We start from the raw sequence: 17,639 nt of genomic DNA on the forward strand, positions 1-17,639 counted from the left end.
CGACGGAGCCCGCGAGCGCGGCGTAGGTGCCCCCCACCGCCCGCTGCTCCGGCAGCGGGCCGGCCTGGGTGCGAGCCACCGGTCCGGACGGCGCACTCAGTTGTCGACGATGCGGGCGATGGCCTCCAGGCCGCCGAGGGCCTCGACGGTCACCAGCGGGTTCCAGAAGTCCTTGAAGCGGCTGACCTTCCCGTCCTTGATCCAGATCAGGGAGACGTACGACTGGTGGAACGGGCGGCCGGTGGCCCGGGCCGTTCCCGTACCCGTGAACTCGGCGACGAGCAGCTCGGGATCGGTGGTCTCGTGGAAGACCACGTCCGAGAACCGCACATCGAGCTGCTCGGGGAAGTTCTTCATATGGCCGAGGAGGGCCTCGTGCCCCTTGATCGTCGTGCCCCAGCCGGGCGGCGGGAACGGGAACTCCAGTACCCCGTCCTCGTGGAACAGGTCGACCCATGCCTCGATGTCACCGGTCTCCAGCAGCTCCAGTAAGCGGCCGAACAGCTCCCGGGCCTGGGTCCGTACGGCGGTGATGGTGGCGGTGTCGGTGTCGGTGTCGGCCATCGGGCTTCCTCTCACGTCGTGCTGTTGCTCATGCTTCTCAGGGTGTGCGGGTGTGCGGGGCGTGCCGGGTGGTCAGGCGGTGAGCTTCGCGATCACGCGGTCCAGTGCCGACGCCGGCAGGGCCCGGGCCAGTGCGGCCGCGGTGCGTGCGTCCCGGCCGACGCGGTAGCGGATACGCGGCCGGTCGGAGCTCAGGGCGTGCGCGACGGCCGCTGCCACCTGGCGTGGGGTGGTCCGGCTGCTGTGGGCGGTGGCGGCGTTCGCCCTGGCGAAGCGGGTGAACGCCGCGCGGTAGACGTCCGCCACGGAGGCCGGGGTGTGCTGGAGGATACGGGCGGCGCCGTCGTCGACCTTGTCCCAGATGGGGGTGGCGATGGCCCCGGGCTGCACCACCGAGACCCGTACACCGTGCGGCAGCAGCTCCCGTCGCAGTGCGTCGCTGAACGCCTCCTTCGCGAACTGGGCGCAGGCATACGCGCCGAGGTAGGGGAAGGCGAGCGAGCCGACACCGGAGGTGATGTTGACGACCCGGCCACGGGCGGCCCGCAGCCGGGGCAGCATCGCCTGGGTCACCTCCACACTGCCGATGACGTTCACGTCCAGCTGTCGGCGGAGCTCGTCCGCCGGGACGCACTCCAGGGGGGCGGAGACGCAGATGCCCGCGTTGTTCACCAGGCCCCACAGGACGGGTCGTCCGGACGCCCCGGAATCCGCGCTCTCCGCTGTCTCCGCTTGTACTTGTGCGGCGGCTTCCCGGATGGACTCCGGGGAGGCGATGTCCAGCAGCAGCGGGCGCACCCGGCCGTGGGCGGCCGCGGCGGCCACGGCCTCGCCGTCGCGTTCGTCGCGGACCCCGGCGTGGACGAGGAAGCCCCTGCGCTCCAGGAGGAGGGCCGTTTCGCGTCCCAGACCGGTGGATGCTCCGGTCACGACGACGGCGCGGTCACGGCGGCCGGGTGAGGGGGTGGAGTGCATCACGGCCCTTCCTTCGCCGGTGAGCCGGGCGCCGGCGGGGCATCCGGCAGGGCGGAGAGGAGGGTCGTGAGGCAGTCGTCGGCGAGCGCTTCCGCGGCGCCGTCCGCCAGTGCGCCGTCGATGTAGGTGAAGTTCCAGAACAGGTGGCCGTGGCTGGTGTTGACCACCCCCACGAACTGGCCGTTCACCGACAGCCCGGCGATGAGCTGGGCGTCGGAGACCTCCCAGGGTCCGACCTTGTCGGGGAAGTCGACCCGGCCCAGGTTGGACAGACAGAGGTTGATCGGGCCTTCCTCGTCCATGAACCGCAGGAGCGGCGCAGCCCCGGCCGGCGTCTCCGGGCACATCGAGCCGTAGGTGGTGATGGCGCTGAGGGGTTCGCCCCGTTGCTTACGGGCGGCCACATCCGCGCTGATGTGGCGGGCCGTCTCCCACAGCGGGCGGTCCGGCCGGTACCGGGCGACGGTGGGGACGGTGGCCACGTACGCGCCCATCTCCTGCGACAGGACGGGCGGTTCGAGCTCGCCCCGGAAGTCGACGGGTGAGCCGATGGACACATGCTCCTGTGCCCGCGCGCCGCTCGCGCGGGCCACCGCGGTCACCATGGCCGCCGCGAGCGCACCGTGCACAGTGGTGCCCTGCGCCCGGCAGGCGGCCACGAGCACGTCCAGCTGGTGCGGCGTCAGTTCGCGGTGCAGCAGCCGCGTCCGGCGTTCCGTGAACGGCACGGTGCGGGTCGGCACCACCCTGAGGGGGCGCAGTTCCGCCATGGTCCGCGCGTCGGCGGTCTGCTGCTCCCGGCTGCGTCGCGCGCCCTCGTCGCCGCGGTGCGCGGCGGGGAGCAGCTCCTCCACCGACGGCAGTGCCCGGTAGGGGACGCGGGAGATGCCGGAAGCACCAGGGGTGCCGGGCGTACCAGGGGTACCGGAGGTGGCGGGGGTACCGGACGACGGGGGAAGGTGTCCTTCCAGCTCGGCGGCGGCCTCGATCCACTCGCGCATCAGCGACAGCCCGGTCGTGCCGTCCGCGACGTAGTGGGGCAGGGTGAGGACCAGGCACTGCTCGGGGTGCCGGCCCCCGGCCGCGCCCCGGTCCAGGACGACGGCCCGGGCCAGTGGTCCGGAACGCTGGTCCACCCGCTCGACGAGGGCGTGCCCGTTCACCTCCGCCACCCAGTACGGCTCCCCCGCTCCTCGGTCCGCCTCCGCCGGCTCCGCCGGCAGTTCGTACCGGAGCGGGACGGTGAGGCCGTCCGCCGGGACGAAGCGCGGGTTCGCCCCGTCCTCGTCCGTCGCGATGACGACGTTGAGCAGCGGATGACGTGCGCTCAGGACGTCCAGGGCCGCGCGCCAGAGCCGTTCCGGCAGCCGTGCGTGCACCCTGGCGACGCAGACCCCGTTGAGCGGGGAGACCTGGTCGGTGATCCAGTACCAGCGCTCCACGGGGCCCAGCGGCCGCCACGAACCGTCCGGTGCGTGCCTGGGGGCCATCACGTCACGACCGGCCATCGCCCTCACCTCACGGCCGCCGGTCATGACGCCGCGACCGGACGGTAGTGGAGTACAGCGTCGTTCTGCTTGGCGAACACCGACTCCGGTGCGTACCGGAAGTACAGCTCGCGGGCGCGGACGGACAGGGGCTTCTCCCACTGCTCGATGCGGCTGAGCGTACGGGAGCTCTGGACCATCTGCCGGGTACGGGCCCGGCGCCGGTTCTCGTAGTCGCGCAGCGCACGCGGCAGGTCCTGCGCGCCGGCCAGGCACTCGGCCAGGACGGCCGCGTCCTCCATGGCCATGGCGGCGCCCTGGCCCAGGCTGGTGAGCATCGGGTGCGCGGCGTCACCGAGCAGGGTGACGGGGCCGTAGCCCCAGCGCTCCAGGAAGGGGCGGTCCCTGGCGGGCACGGTGACGATGTGCTCCCGGGGCGTCTGCCGGATGGCCGCGCCGACCTCCTCCGCCCAGCCCGCATAGGTGCGGAGGATCTCCTCCTTCGGGCCGTCCCAGGACCGGGCGACGGCGGCCGGCACGTTCCGGGTGCCCCACCAGTACGCACGGCCGTGGCCGATGTCGATGAGCCCGAACCGCTTGCCGGGCGCCCAGTAGTGGCCGACGTACCCCTTGGGCATCTTCGGGTGCGCGAACGGTACGGTCGCCAGCCAGCAGAGGTAGCCGTGCTCGTCCGGCCGTTCCGGGCCGGCGAGTTGACGGCGGATCGCGGAGTGGAAGCCGTCCGCGCCGATGAGCACATCGCCCCGGGTGCTGCGGCCGTCGGCGAACTCCACCGTCACGCCGTCCTCGTCCACCGTGAAGCCGGTGGCCCTGGCGCCGAGTTCGACCGGGCAGTCGTCGCCGAGGGCGTCCAGGAGCACCTGTTGCAGGTCGGCGCGGTGCACCGCGAAGTTGGCCGACTCAAGGCGGTTCGCGACCTCGCCCGTGCGCAGTGTGCGTATCGGGCGGCCGTCGCTGCGCAGGACGTGGATCGCGTCGAAGCTCCGGCTTCGCTCGTGCAGTGCGGCGTGCAGGTCGACGCCGACCGCGCGCAGTGCCGTCAGCGCATTGCACATGATGGACAGCCCGGTGCCGGCCGGCCGCAGTTCCGTGGCCCGTTCGTGGATCTCGACGCTCAGCCCCATACGGCGCAGCGTGGCGGCGGCCGTCAGGCCGCCGATGCCCGCCCCGATGATGATGACCTTGCGCCGGCGTGTGATCGTCATGAGTCCGTTCCGTCGTCGTCCAGGGGGTGTCCGGGTCCGGCCCGTGAGAGGCAGCGGAAGACCTGCCGCCCTCAGGGGCAGCGGATGACCTGACCCGCGTAGGCCATACCGCCGCCGAAGCCGAAGAGCAGGATGGGGGCGCCCGGGGTGATCTCCGCACGCTCCAGGAGCTTCGACAGCGCGATGGGGATGCTCGCCGCCGAGGTGTTGCCGGATTCCACGACGTCCCGGGCGACGATCGCGTCGACGGCACCGATCTTCCGGGCGACGGGCTCGATGATGCGGAGGTTCGCCTGGTGCAGGACGACGGCGGCCAGGTCCTCCGGCGTCACTCCGGCCTTGTCACAGGCCGAGCGGGCGATGTCGGGGAGGACGGTGGTGGCCCACCGGAAGACCCGCTGGCCGTCCTGGGCGAACCGGGCCGGATCGCCCTCGATCCGCACCACCTCGGACATCTCCGGTACGGAGCCCCAGACCGGCGGTGCGACGCCCGGCTCCTCCGAGGCGGTCAGGACCACGGCACCCGCTCCGTCCCCGACGAGGACGCAGGTGGTGCGGTCGGTCCAGTCGGTGAAGGCGCTGAGCTTCTCGGCGCCCACCACCAGCGCCTTGGTGGCGGTGCCGGCACGGATGAGGCTGTCGGCGGTGGTCAGGGCGTGGGTGAACCCCGAGCAGGCGACGCTGAGGTCGAGGGCGACGGGTCCGGGCATCCCCAGCCGCCGGGCGACCCGGGCCGCCATGTTCGGCGACCGGTCCCACGCCGTGCAGGTGGCGATGATGACCAGGTCGATCTCGGCGGCGTCCATCCCCGCGTTGGCCAGGGCCTTCTCGGCGGCCCGGGCGGCCATGTGATCGACCGTCTCGTCATCGGCGGCGATCCGGCGGGTCCGGATGCCGACCCTGGTACGGATCCACTCGTCGCTGGTGTCGACCATGGCCGACAGGTCCTCGTTCGTCAGCACCTTCGACGGCTGGTAGTGGCCGAGCGCCACCACACGTGATCCGGTCATCCCTAGTTCCTGTCGACGAGTTCCCGTTACTGGGTTCCTGTTTCAGAGTCCCCCGCCGCCGAGTTCCTGCCGAGGAATTTACCCGGATTTTCCGAACTTTCCGATCGGACGTTCCGGCCGGACTTTCCGCTTTCGCCGACACCCGGCGAGGGGACACGTACAGGGAAATATAAAAACCACGCACGGAGTGGCGCGGCTCGATTAGCGATCCTACCCGGAGGGCCTTCGGGTGGAGCCCGGATAACACCAAAAGCCCGTCGCTTCAATACTGAAGGACAACGCCGCACAGCAGGCCGGGGCCGGAGATTCCAGGGATTTTGACCACCTGAGGGCCCCTGCCGAAGGGTGTGCAACTGACTATTTCCGGCAGTTGCACACCCCTCCCCGCCGCATTCCGAAGACCACCGGAAGAGCACCGGAAGAGTGTTGCGCATCACAAACAGAGAATCCCGCTCATGGCACGGCTGGACAAAAATTCCTTTGACTACTAGAACGAAATACCGCAGGCCCTCAAGAGCGCCACTCACGCGAATCCAGAGCGGTCCGCCCTTTCAGCCGGGGGGCTCTCGGTGCGGGCCTGATCTGCTTCCGCTCCTGCCCCTCCGGAAAGGCAGTCCATTGACCACTCAGCCGCAGCTTCCGTTGAATGCGTATCAGCGGGACGTATGGGCCGCGGACTCGCTCCGGCCTGACTCGCCGCAGTTCAACTGCGGACTGCACGACCGCTTCGCCGGCCGCCTGGACCTGGACGTCCTGCGCGCCTGCGTGGAACGGGCCCTGGAGCGCAACGACGCCTTCCACCTGCGGTTCGACGAGCGGGACGGCCGGCCCTGCCAGTGGTGGGAGCACCAGGCCCCGCAGGTCGAGGTGGTGGACCTCCGCGACGCCGCCGACCCGGAAGCCGCCTGCGCCGCGTGGATGCGGTCCGCGCTCGACGACGCCTTCACCGCCCGCCGGGGCAGGCTCTGCCAGGCCGCGCTGCTGCGCGAGACGGACACCGTCACCCACCTCTTCCTGCGGACCCACCACATCGTCCTCGACGGGTACGCCCTCAACGAGTTCAGCCTCCAGGTCAGCCGCGACTACGCGGCGCTGACCGCCGGCGCCCCCCTCGACGAGACGCCCGCGCCGGACTACCGCGACTCGGTGCCGGAGGACGCGCGGTACCGGTCCTCGGACCGGTTCGACCAGGACCGGGCCTTCTTCCGGAGCGCCCTGGACGGCGTACGCCCCGCGCTGTTCCCCCGCGCGGCGGCCAGGCCGGAGCAGCGTCCGCGCGGCCGGCACACCTTCGTCGTCGAGGGTGCGCTGGTGGACCGGATACTCGCCGCCGGCCACTCCCCGTACGCGTACCTGACCGCCGCCTTCGGCGCCTGCCTCGCCCGGCTGCACCGCACCGACGAGGTCGTGCTCGGCGTGCCGATGCTCAACCGGCGCTCCGCAGCCGAGCTGCGTACCGTCGGCCAGTACGCCAACACCCTGCCGCTGCGCCTCACCACGCGGGACGGGCTGACCCTGCCCGAGATGGCGGCCGAGGTCCGCCGCAGGACCCGCGATCTGCGGGCGCACGAGCGGCTCGCCCTGGGCGACGTGCTGCGCGAACTCCCCGCCGGCCTCGCCGACTCCCGCCGGCTGTTCGACGTCACGGTCTCCTACCTCCGCTTCCCCCGCCCCGCGGCGCTGCCCGGTGTGCGACGGGAGACCACGCTGATCAGCACCCTGCACGAGGGCGAGGCGCTCTCCGTGGTCGTCCGGGCCTTCGAGGACACCAGCGACATCCACGTCGACCTCGGCTATGCGCGGGACGTCTTCGACGAGCACCTGCCCATCACCGGTCTGGCCGACCAGGTGCTCTCCCTGCTGCGCGCGGGCCTGGACACACCGGACCTGCCCTCCGGGCGGCTGCCGGTCCTCACCGACGCCCAGCAGCGCGAACTGCTGGCCTGGGGCACCGGCCGCACCACCGCGTTCGACCAGGACGCGACGGTGCACGGCCGGTTCGAGGAGCAGGCGCACCGGACCCCGGACCGCACGGCCGTGGCGGCCTGCGGTGCGGTGCCGGCGCTCAGCTACGCACAGCTGGACCGGCGCGCCAACCAGGTGGCCCGGCGGCTCCGGTCGCTCGGCGTCGTACCCGGCGACCGGGTCGCCGTGCTGCTGCGGCGCGGCCCCCACCTGCTCACGGCGCTGCTCGGCGTGCTCAAGTCCGGTGCCGCCTATGTCCCCGTGGACCCCGGCTACCCGGGCGCGCGGATCGCGTTCCTGCTGCGGGACTGCGGCGCCAAGGCGGTCCTGGTGGGCGACGGGCGAGAAGAGCCGGACGGGATACCCGCCGGCGTCGGCGAGGACCTCCCCGTACTGCCCGTCGGCACGCTGCTGACCGGACCGGACACCGCCCTCGAACCCGCTGCCTCCTCCCGCGACCTGGCCTATGCGATCTACACCTCGGGTTCCACCGGTACGCCCAAGGGCGTCATGGTCGAACACCGGTCGGTGATCAACCGGCTCGCGTGGATGCAGCGCCGCTACCCCCTCGGAGAGCGCGACGTCATCCTCCAGAAGACCCAGGTCTCCTTCGACGTCTCGGTCTGGGAGCTGTTCTGGTGGGGCGTCACGGGCGCTGCCGTGGCGCTGCTGCCCGTCGGCGGGGAGAAGGACCCGCGGCACATCGTGCGGGCGATCGAGGAGTGCGGTGTGACCACTCTGCACTTCGTCCCCTCCATGCTGGGCCCGTTCCTGGACCTGCTGGAGAGTTCCCCCGCCCGGCGCGCGGCCACGGCGGCCGTTCTGCGGCAGGTCTTCTGCAGCGGCGAGGCGCTGCCGGCCTCCCGCGTCGAGCAGTTCCACCGCGTCTTCGGGGCCGACGGCCCGCTCCTGGTGAACCTGTACGGACCGACCGAGGCGACCGTCGACGTGTCGTACCACGACCTGCCCGCCATCCCGGGAGCACCGGTCACCCGGGTGCCCATCGGGCGGCCCGTCGACAACACCCGGCTGTACGTGCTCGGTCCGCAGGACCGGCTGCAGCCGGCGGGCGCCGCGGGCGAGCTGTGCATCGGCGGCGTCCAGGTCGCCCGCGGCTACCTGGGCCGCCCGGAGCTCACGGCGGAGAAGTACACCGACGACCCCTTCGTCCCCGGGGAGCGGCTGTACCGCACCGGAGACCTGGCGCGCTGGCTCGCCGACGGCACTCTGGAGTACCTCGGCCGGATCGACGGGCAGGTCAAGGTCCGCGGCAACCGGATCGAGCTCGGCGAGGTACAGAGCCGTCTCGCCACCGCGCCCGGTGTGCGGGACGCGCTGGTCGTCGACCGCCACTCCCCCGCACGCGGCACCCACCTGGTGGGCTACTGCGTCGCCGACGGAGAGCTCGACGACGCCGCGCTCCGCGCCCATCTGACCGAGGCGCTGCCGGAGTTCATGGTGCCCTCGTACTTCGTACGGATCGACGGCATCCCGCTGACCCCGAACGGCAAGGCCGACCGCCGGGCGCTGCCCGAGCCCGCCGCGGCCCGCGGCGGCGACGGCACCCCGGCCGACGGGACCGAGGCGGCACTGGCCGCCGTCTGGTCGGAGGTGCTCGGTGTCCACCCGGTCGGCGTGCACGACAACTACTTCGCCCTGGGCGGGGATTCGATCACCATGCTCAGGGTGCGCGCCCTGGCGGAGGAGCAGGGCCTCCACTTCTCCCTGAGCGACCTGATGCAGGCGCCCACCGTCGCCGGGCTCGCCGCCCGCACCGGCACCGGGCCGCAGGACGCCGTCCCGGCCGGCCCCGCCGGGATCGAGCCCTTCGCGCTGCTCGCGGAGGAGGACCGGGCGCGGGCCGCGGCGCGTGGTACGGACGCCTTCCCGCTCAGCCGGCTCCAGCTCGGACTGATCTACCACAGCCTGGAATCGGAGAGTTCGGCCGTCTACCACGACGTGTTCCGGTACAGCTTCGAGATGGCCTGGGACGAGCAGGCGTTCCGGGCCGCGGCCGGGAGACTCGCCCGGCGCCATCCGGCGCTGCGCAGCTCCTTCGACCTGTCCGGATTCTCCGAACCGCTCCAGATCGTGCACTCCGGTGTCTCCGGCCTGTGCGAGGTCACGGACCTGCGCGACCGGGACGCCGACAGCGCCGCCAAGGAGATCGCCGCGCACATCGAGGAACGGCGCTTCCACCGCTACGACTTCACCGCCGCGCCCCTGTGCCGCTTCCAGCTCTATGTGTGCTCCTCCTCGGTCGAGCTGGTGCTGAGCTTCCACCACTCCCTGCTCGACGGCGGCAGCGTCGCCGCTCTCCTGGGCGAACTGCTCCAGGACTACGCGCACCACCTCGGCCCGCGCCCCGGCCCGGTGCCGGAGACCGCGCTGCCCTCGCTCGCCCACTACGCGCGGGCGGAGCGCGCCGCCCGGGAGTCCGAGGCGTCGCGGGCGTACTGGACGCGGCTGCTGGAGTCCGCCACCGTGCCCCGCTTCGAGGGGTTCCGCTCCCACCTGGCGCCGCGGGAGACCGGGCAGATCGTCCGGCACGTGGACGTACCCGCGGAGGTGGAGGCCGCGGCCCGCCGTCTCGCGGCGGAACACGGGATCCCGCTGAAGTCGCTGCTGTTCGCGGCCTATCGGCTCACGCTCGGCTGCCAGTTCGGCGCCGATGACTTCGCCTGCGGTCTGGTGACCCACGGCCGTCCCGAGGTACCCGGCGGTGACCGCATCGCCGGTCTGTTCCTCAACACCATGCCGGTCCGGCTCGTCCACTCCGGCCGGAGCTGGCTGGAGGTGGCGCGGCAGGCGTTCGCCCAGGAGCAGGAGAGCCACCCGCACCGCCGCTATCCGCTCAGCTCGGTGCAGGAGGCGCTGGGCAGGCCGGCCGTCGACGCCGCGTTCAACTACGTCCACTTCCACGTCCTGGCCCCCGCCCTCCAGCTCCCGGGCATCCGCCTGCGGTCCTTCCGGACCTGGGAGGAGACCAACTTCGCCATCCTGGTGAACGCCATCGCCGACCCGGCGGACGGCCGCGTCCGGCTGCGCGTGGACTACGACGGGCGGACCTTCTCGCCCGAACAGGCCGACCTCTTCGGCGCCGCCTTCACCGGCATCCTCCGCCGGATGACCGAACAACCCGAGGAACAGGTCGACTTCGGGTTCCTCGCGGACGCCACGGCCGGCACCGCCGCACCGTCCCCGGCCTCCCTCCCCGCCGCGCGGCGCACCGTGGTGGACCTCTTCGAGGAACAGGTGCGCCGCACCCCCGGCGCCCAGGCGCTCGCCTTCGACGGCGGCTCCTGGACGTACCGGGAGCTCGACGCGGCCGCGAACCGGGTGGCCGGACACCTCCGCGGCTGCGGCACCGGGCCGGGCGACCGGATCGCCGTCGCGATGGACCGGGCTCCGGAGACCGTGGCCGTGGTGCTCGGCGTCGCCAAGGCGGGCGCCGCGTGCGTACCGCTGGACACCGGCTACCCCGAGGACCGGCTCCGGACGATGGTGGAGCAGTCCGCACCGGTGCGGATCGTCGCCCACCGCGCGCACGCCGGCCTGGCCCCGGAGGGAGCCCGCACGCTGCTCGCGGAGGACGTCCTCGCCGACGACCCGCCGGCGGCCGGGCAGGGTGCCGACGCCATCGACGGCGCCGACGGCGGCCCGCGGCCGGCGCCCGAGCACATCGCGTACATCCTGTTCACCTCCGGCTCCACCGGAGCGCCCAAGGGCGTGGCGATGCCGCACCGTTCCCTGGCGAACCTGGTCACCTGGCAGAACGGCCGCCCCAGCGGATCCGCGGGGGGCAGGACCCTCCAGTTCGCGCCGCTCAGCTTCGATGTGTCCTTCCAGGAGATCTACGCCACGCTGTGCTCCGGCGGCAGCCTGCGGATCGTCACCGAGGACCGGCGCCGGGACATGGCGGCCCTCCTGCGACTCCTCGACGAGGAGGGCGTCGAGCGGGTCTTCCTCCCGTACGTCGCCCTCCAGCAGCTCGCCGAGACCTCCCAGGCCCTCGGCCTGGTGCCCGGGCGGCTGCGGGTGCTGATCTCCTCGGGGGAGCAGCTGCGGGTCACGCCGGAGATCCGGCGGCTGTGCGACGCGCTGCCCGGTGTGCTGCTGGAGAACCAGTACGGGCCGACCGAGAGCCATGTCGTCACCAGCTTCACGATGACCGGTGACAGCGCAGCCTTCCCCGCGCTGCCGCCCATCGGCAAGGCGATCGACGGCGCCGAGGTGCTGGTCCTCGACGACCGGATGCGCCCGGTGCCGGACGGCGTCCAGGGCGAGATCCACCTGGGCGGCAGCTGCCTCGCGGACGGCTACCTCGGCCGCCCGGACCTGACCCGGGAACGCTTCGTCCCGCACCCGGACGGCACACCGGCCGGCTCACCGGACCGCGTGCTCTACCGGAGCGGGGACCTCGGCCTGCGGCTGCCCGGCGGCGACGTGGTGTGTCTGGGCCGCGCCGATTCCCAGATCAAGGTCCGCGGCTACCGCGTCGAACCGGCCGAGGTCGAACTGGCCGTGACCGCCCTGGCCGACCGCTTCCCCGGCATCCGCGAGGCCGCCGTCGTGGCGCGGCGGCGCGAAGGCATCGACTCCTTCCTCGCGGCGTTCCTCGTCGGCGACGGGCCGGCGGCGGGCACCGTGGACGGGGCCGTCACGGGCAGCGCGGCGGACCCGGCGGCCGCGCCGGCCACGGCGGACACCGCCGAACTGCGCAAGCTGCTCCGGCGATCGCTCCCCGACCACATGGTGCCGTCCCACTTCGCGTGGCTGCCGCGGCTGCCGAAGACCCCGAGCGGCAAGCGCGACGACGCCGCGCTCCGCGCCCTACCCCTGGCCGACGGCGAACGGGCCCACCGGACCCCGCCGCGCGACGCGCACGAGCGGCTGCTGGTCACGCTCCTCGCCGAGCTGCTGCGGACCCCCGAGGTCGGCGTGCACGACAACTTCTTCGACCTGGGGGGCACTTCGCTCACCGCGATGCGGCTCATCGTGCTGATCGAGCAGCGCACCGGGGTGAACGTGCCGATGTCCCGCTTCATCATGTCCCCGACGGCCGCGGAACTGGCGTGCTTCCTCCGGGACGGCGGCGCACGCACCGCCGCCTTCGACCCGCTGGTGCCGTTCCGCACCGGCGGCACGCGTCCGCCGATGTTCTTCGTCCACCCCATGGGCGGCAATGTGCTGTGCTACGCGCCGCTCGTCGAGCGCCTCCCCGAGGACCAGCCCTTCTACGCCCTGCAGGCACCCGGGAGCGACGCCGGCACCGAGCCCCTGTCCAGCGTCGGCGAGCTCGCCGCGCACTACCTCGCGGCGATCCGCCGGGTACGGCCCGAGGGCCCGTACGTGCTGGGCGGCTGGTCCTTCGGCGGATTCGTGGCCTTCGAGATGGCCCGTCAGCTCACGGCCCAGGGCGCGGAGGTGGCGAAGACGTTCCTGCTGGACACCGTCGCTCTGCCCGAGGGCCGGCGGACCCGGTCGACCGACGACGCACTGCTCGGCTGGTTCTTCTGGGAACTCCTGTGGGCCAAGCGGGACGACGACTCGCCCCTGACCGGACCACAGGACGAAGCCGGCAGCCTGGACGAGCGCTTCGCGCGGATCGCGCGCCGGGCCGTCGAGCTCGGCGTGCTCCCGGCGGGCAGCTCCGGGGAGATCGTCCGCAGGCTGTTCCGCGTCTACGCCGGCAACTGGCAGGCGGCACTCGACTACCGCCCCGGGACACCCGACCTCGACATCACCCTGCTCCGTGCCCAGGAGCCGCTGCCCGCGGCGCTCACCGAGATGCACGAGTCGGCGAGGACGCTGTACCGGGATCCGGGCAACGGCTGGAGTGACCGGACGCGGGGACACCTGGAGGTCGTCGACGTACCGGGCGATCATGTGTCCCTCATGAAGGAGCCGCACGTGGCCACCGTCGCCCGGACGCTCACGGAACTGTCGCAGGCCGCTCTGCGGGGCTGACCTCCGCTCGGATACCGGCCGGGCGGCTGTGAGACGATCAAGGCGGAAGATCACGGGGTGGGCGCACGGAGAAAACCCGACATGACAGCGAACAGTGCTCCTGGCCGCCGGCCCGGTACGCGCGGTGCGGCGCACCATCCACCACGCGGAACACGCCGGCCGGCGGCGCCGGGCACGGCGGGCGACCGTCCGGCTCCCCCGACCACGAGCGAACGGGGGCAGGCCGCGGCGCGGCTCCTCGCGGCCCAGCCCCACCGCTCGGACCGGGCCATAGCCTCCGCCGTCGGGCTGTCCGCGCGTACCGTGGCCGAGTTACGCCGCCGCGCCGCCAAGGACGCACCGCAGCCCGCCGCCCGGGTCGGGCGCGACGGCCGGGTCCGGCCGGTGAACAGCGAGCAGGGCCGGCTGCTCGCCGCGGAGTACCTCACCGCCAACCCGGAAGCGTCGCTGCGGGCGGCCGCCCGGGCGTCCGGGATCTCGCCGGGGACGGTGCGGGACGTACGGGACCGGTTACGCCGCGGGGAACCCCCGGTCCCGGCACCCCGGCCGCACTCCTCGCACGACGGCCGGTCCGCCGCGGAACGCGGCGCCAGGAGGCCGGCACCCGGCAACGTCCAGCGGGCATGGCACGCGCTGAGCCAGGATCCGTCGCTGCGCTCCACGGAGGCGGGGCGGAAGCTGCTGCGACTGCTCGCCGCCCAGCCCGTCTCCCCCGCGCAACGGCGGAAGCTGGTGGAGAGCCTGCCTCCCTACCACCTCGATCTGCTCTGGCTGGTCTCCCGGGAGTGCGCCACCGCCTGGCAGGACTTCGCCGACGGCGTCGAGGCACACCGGCGCCGGATCGCGGACGGCAGCGGCCGGACGCCGCCCCCGCGAGCCCCAGGAGCCCCATGAGGCCCAAGGCCGGCGGCCCATGAGCCCCAAGGCCGGGCTTGCACTCCACGGTCGTGCCCGGGCCTATACCTTGAGGCGGTGACCCTTGACGACCTGAAGATTTTTGCCGAGGTGTGCCGGGCGCGGAACCTCAGCGTGGTGGCGCGGGAGACGAACCGCACCCAGTCCGCGGTGAGCCAGCATGTGCGGCGCCTGGAGAAGGAGATCGGCCTCCCCTTGGTGGAGCGCCGGCCACGCGGCGTCGAACCCACCGCGGCCGGCGAGATTCTCCACCGGGCCATATCCGACGGCCTCACGGCACTGGGCGATGGACTGCGGCTGCTCGACGAGCTGCGCACCGGCCGGAGCGGAACCCTCGCCATCGCCACCGGAGCCACCACGATCCGGCACTTCATGGGTGCCGCCGTCAAGGAGTTCCGTCGCCGATTCCCCGATGTGCGGCTGGAGTTCCACACCGAGCGCTCCAGCGAGCGCTGTCTGAACGCCCTGCGCGGCGGCCAGGTGGACCTGGCCTGGGTCACCATCACCCCGTCCGTCCAGGGGGTGGAGCAGCGGGCGGTCATCGACTTGGAGTGGGTGCTCGCCATGCGCCATGACGACCCGCTCGCCGCGGAGACCGAGCTGTCGGCGGACGCCCTGTCCCGCCTCTCCGGCATCCAGCTCATCCGGCCGCCGTCCAGTACCAGTTCGGGGCGGCAGGTCGACCTGCACCTCGGCCCCGACCGGATGGCTCGGCAGGCCCCGACCAGTGCCACCGACTGGGATACCGCCCTGCTCCTGGCCGAGCTGGGGCTCGGCCACGCCCTGGTCCCGGCGATGCCCGGGCTGAGCGGGCGACCGGGGAACGAGCTGCGGCTGGTGCCCGTCACGGGAATGTCGCCGCTGCGCGTGGAATGGGCCGCACGGCAGTGGTCGGCGCTGTCGCCCCTGGCCGAACAGTTCGCCGCCACGGTGCCCGGCTGACGGGCCCCGCACCGCCGGTCGCGGCGGGTGCGGGGCCCTCGGCCTGGCTTCCTCCTGCCGGGCCGTCGATCACACCGTCCTGGCGAGGCGGTCGGCGAGCAGCTTGGCGAAGCGCGCCGGGTCGGACAGGTCGCCCCCTTCCGCGAGGAGGGCGGTGCCGTACAGCAGCTCGGCCGTCTCGGCCAGATCCGCGTCGGCGGCGCGCTGTTCATGTGCCACCCGCAGCCCGCTGACCAGCGGGTGCTGGGGGTTCAGCTCCAGGATGCGCTTGACCGGCGGGGTGCCGTGGCCCATCGCCTTGTACATCTTCTCCAGGGCCGGCGTGATGCCGTCGGCGTCATTGACGAGACACGCCGGCGAGCTGGTCAGACGGGACGTCAGCCGTACGTCCTGCACCTCGTCGAGCGTCTCGCCCAGCCACGTCAGCAGCGGTGCGTACGCTCCGGACTTCTCCTCGGACAGCTCCTCGTCGGAGGGCAGGTCGACCGTGCCCCGCGCGGCGGACTGGAACTCCTTGCCGTCGTACTCCTGCACCGCCTCGACCCAGATCTCGTCCACCGGGTCGGTGAGCAGCAGGACCTCGTACTCCTTGGCCTTGAACGCCTCCATGTGCGGCGAGTTCTCGACCTGTGCCCGGCTTTCGCCGGTCATGAAGTAGATCTTGTCCTGGCCGTCCTTCATCCGGGCGACGTAGTCGGCCAGGCCGGTGGGCTCGTCGGCGGGGGTGGCGGTGGAAGCGAACGACGCGATGTCGAGGATCGCCTTGTGGTCCTCGGCCCCGCCCAGCAGGCCCTCCTTGACCACGGGCCCGAACTCGCGCCAGAACGCACGGTACTTCTCCGTGTCGTTCTTCATGAGGTCCTTGATGGTCGACAGGACCTTCTTCGCGAGCCGGCGACGGATCAGCTGGATGTGCCGGTCCTGCTGGAGGATCTCCCGGGAGATGTTCAGCGACAGATCGGCGGCGTCCACGACTCCCTTGACGAAGCGGAGATGGTCGGGCAGCAGCTCGCGGCTGTCCTCCATGATGAACACGCGCTTGACGTACAGCTGGACACCGTGGCGGCCGTCCCGCTGGAAGAGGTCGTGCGGGGCGCGCGCCGGGATGAAGAGCAGAGCCTCGTACTCGAAGGTGCCCTCCGCCCGCATCTGGATGGTCTCCAGCGGGTCCGTCCAGTCGTGGCTGAGGTGCCGGTAGAACTCCCCGTACTCCTCGTCCTTCACCTCGGAGCGCGGCCGCGCCCACAGCGCCTTCATCGAGTTGAGGGTGTCCTCCCCCAGCTTGACGGGGTACGAGATGAAGTCGGAGTACCGCTTGACGATCTCCCGGATCTTCCGCTCGTCCGTGTAGTCGTAGAGCGCGTCCTCCTCGTCCTTGGGACGCAGGTGGACGGTCACCGAGGTGCCCTCGGGCGCGTCCTCGGCGGTCTCCAGCGTGTACGTGCCGTCGCCGTCCGACTGCCAGCGGGTGCCCGTCTCCTCGCCGGCCTTGCGCGTGAGCAGGGTCACGCTGTCGGCCACCATGAAGGTCGAGTAGAAACCGACGCCGAACTGGCCGATCAGCTCGGCCGACTCCTTGCCCTTGCTCTCCCGGAGCTCACGCAGCATCTCGGCCGTACCGGACCTGGCGATGGTGCCGATGAGGCCCACGACCTCGTCGCGCGACATACCGATGCCGTTGTCCCGCACGGTCAGCGTGCGGGACTCCTGGTCGGCCTCGATGCCGATATGAAGGTCGTCGGCCCGGAGACGGTCGTCGGTGAGACCGGCGAGGCGGCGCTTGTCCAGGGCGTCGGAGGCGTTGGAGATCAGCTCGCGCAGGAAGATGTCCTTGTTCGAGTAGATCGAATGAACCATCAACTGCAGAAGCTGCCGCGCTTCCGCCTGGAACTCCAGCGTCTCGGTACTCATGACATCCTCCCCACCCTCCCTGCCGGTGCGACGTCACCGCGCGGAGGGCCTAGTCCAATGATTCGTGCAAGTGATACGTGCGGGCACGGAAGGTCCACGTACGCGGTACGCGGGCCCCCACGTACGCGGTACGCGGGCCCCATGCCGTCCGCGCCGGTCAGTCCTCGATCCAGCCGTGCCGCCTGCCGAGCAGCGCGAAGTGCTTGCGCACCGCCAGGATCTGCTGCCCCGTCAGCTCCGGTACGGAGGTCAGCAGCAGCTCGGTCACCTCACGCGTGTACTCCGCCGGGCTGAGCACGTCACACATCGGCTCCTGGCCGTCCACGAACTGCGGGTCGACCGACGGGGCCACCGATCCCACGGGCTTCCGCGGCCCGGCCGCGGCGCTCCGCACCGACGAGCCCTCCGCCTCCTGGGCGAACCTGACCCCGGAGGCCTTCAGACCGCGGTCGCCGTCCTCGATCTCGAACTCCACCGCCAGTCCCGAGCGCACCGACGACTCAGGAATGAGCAAGTCGTTGACGTGCAGGAAGACATCGTCCCCACCGTGGTCCGGCGCGATGAAGCCATACCCGCGCATACCGTCGAACCGGATCACTCGACCAACCGTCATCCCCAACCCCAAACTCCACACTGCACACTTTTCGGGCACCGTGCCCGACACCTTGGCCTGG

Annotated in this window: 10 protein-coding genes; 3 read left to right on the forward strand and 7 right to left on the reverse strand. The window is 72.2% G+C overall.

The window, feature by feature from the left end:
* Positions 1-96: 96 nt before the first annotated feature.
* From AZE13_RS23575 to AZE13_RS23595, 5 genes are all read right to left on the reverse strand, one after another.
* Positions 97-564, reverse strand: a complete 468-nt coding sequence (locus tag AZE13_RS23575) for a nuclear transport factor 2 family protein (RefSeq protein ID WP_066935558.1) — start codon at positions 562-564, stop codon at positions 97-99.
* A 72-nt stretch (positions 565-636) separates the two neighbouring features.
* On the reverse strand, positions 637-1,539 hold the full coding sequence (locus tag AZE13_RS23580) for an SDR family NAD(P)-dependent oxidoreductase (protein WP_066935561.1): 903 nt from the start codon (positions 1,537-1,539) through the stop codon (positions 637-639).
* A complete protein-coding gene (locus tag AZE13_RS23585; RefSeq protein WP_220127594.1) occupies positions 1,539-3,047 on the reverse strand; it encodes a phthiocerol/phthiodiolone dimycocerosyl transferase family protein in 1,509 nt (502 codons plus the stop codon). Before AZE13_RS23585 ends, AZE13_RS23580 begins: the two co-directional genes overlap by 1 nt.
* A 23-nt stretch (positions 3,048-3,070) precedes the next feature.
* Entirely contained in the window at positions 3,071-4,252 is a 1,182-nt protein-coding gene (locus AZE13_RS23590) for an FAD-dependent monooxygenase (protein WP_066935563.1), read from the reverse strand.
* Between the two features lie 71 nt (positions 4,253-4,323).
* Entirely contained in the window at positions 4,324-5,262 is a 939-nt protein-coding gene (locus AZE13_RS23595) for a beta-ketoacyl-ACP synthase III (protein ID WP_066935565.1), read from the reverse strand.
* A gap of 618 nt (positions 5,263-5,880) precedes the next feature.
* On the opposite strand from AZE13_RS23595, the gene AZE13_RS23600 reads away from it, so the two are divergent.
* The 3 genes from AZE13_RS23600 (at position 5,881) to AZE13_RS23610 (ending at position 15,054) form a co-directional block, all read left to right on the forward strand.
* Positions 5,881-13,197 carry a non-ribosomal peptide synthetase gene (locus AZE13_RS23600; protein WP_066935568.1) on the forward strand — a complete coding sequence of 2,439 codons (7,317 nt, stop codon included), beginning with the start codon at positions 5,881-5,883 and terminating at the stop codon, positions 13,195-13,197.
* A gap of 81 nt (positions 13,198-13,278) precedes the next feature.
* On the forward strand, positions 13,279-14,091 hold the full coding sequence (locus tag AZE13_RS23605; RefSeq protein ID WP_066935571.1) for a hypothetical protein: 813 nt from the start codon (positions 13,279-13,281) through the stop codon (positions 14,089-14,091).
* Between the two features lie 78 nt (positions 14,092-14,169).
* Positions 14,170-15,054: a LysR family transcriptional regulator gene (locus AZE13_RS23610; RefSeq protein ID WP_066935574.1), complete on the forward strand. Its 885-nt coding sequence runs from the start codon at positions 14,170-14,172 to the stop codon at positions 15,052-15,054.
* 69 nt (positions 15,055-15,123) lie between these two features.
* On the opposite strand, the gene htpG is transcribed toward AZE13_RS23610, so the two are convergent.
* Both htpG and AZE13_RS23620 read right to left on the reverse strand, forming a co-directional pair.
* Complete coding sequence (gene htpG / locus AZE13_RS23615; protein ID WP_066935577.1) at positions 15,124-16,965, reverse strand: molecular chaperone HtpG; 1,842 nt, start codon at positions 16,963-16,965, stop codon at positions 15,124-15,126.
* Positions 16,966-17,122: 157 nt separating this feature from the next.
* Positions 17,123-17,578, reverse strand: a complete 456-nt coding sequence (locus AZE13_RS23620; RefSeq protein WP_066935580.1) for a cold-shock protein — start codon at positions 17,576-17,578, stop codon at positions 17,123-17,125.
* Positions 17,579-17,639: the final 61 nt, after the last annotated feature.

It is taken from the genome of Streptomyces sp. NBRC 110611 (assembly GCF_001590865.1).
Taxonomy (GTDB): Bacteria; Actinomycetota; Actinomycetes; order Streptomycetales; family Streptomycetaceae; genus Streptomyces.

Bases quoted from the DNA above. Each gene is read 5' to 3' on its own strand.
- AZE13_RS23590 (WP_066935563.1), bottom strand. From the start codon at position 4,252: ATGACGATCACACGCCGGCGCAAGGTCATCATCATCGGGGCGGGCATC.
- AZE13_RS23595 (WP_066935565.1), bottom strand. From the start codon at position 5,262: ATGACCGGATCACGTGTGGTGGCGCTCGGCCACTACCAGCCGTCGAAG.
- htpG (WP_066935577.1), bottom strand. From the start codon at position 16,965: ATGAGTACCGAGACGCTGGAGTTCCAGGCGGAAGCGCGGCAGCTTCTG.
- AZE13_RS23575 (WP_066935558.1), bottom strand. From the start codon at position 564: ATGGCCGACACCGACACCGACACCGCCACCATCACCGCCGTACGGACC.
- AZE13_RS23580 (WP_066935561.1), bottom strand. From the start codon at position 1,539: ATGCACTCCACCCCCTCACCCGGCCGCCGTGACCGCGCCGTCGTCGTG.
- AZE13_RS23620 (WP_066935580.1), bottom strand. From the start codon at position 17,578: ATGACGGTTGGTCGAGTGATCCGGTTCGACGGTATGCGCGGGTATGGC.
- AZE13_RS23585 (WP_220127594.1), bottom strand. From the start codon at position 3,047: ATGGCCGGTCGTGACGTGATGGCCCCCAGGCACGCACCGGACGGTTCG.
- AZE13_RS23605 (WP_066935571.1), top strand. From the start codon at position 13,279: ATGACAGCGAACAGTGCTCCTGGCCGCCGGCCCGGTACGCGCGGTGCG.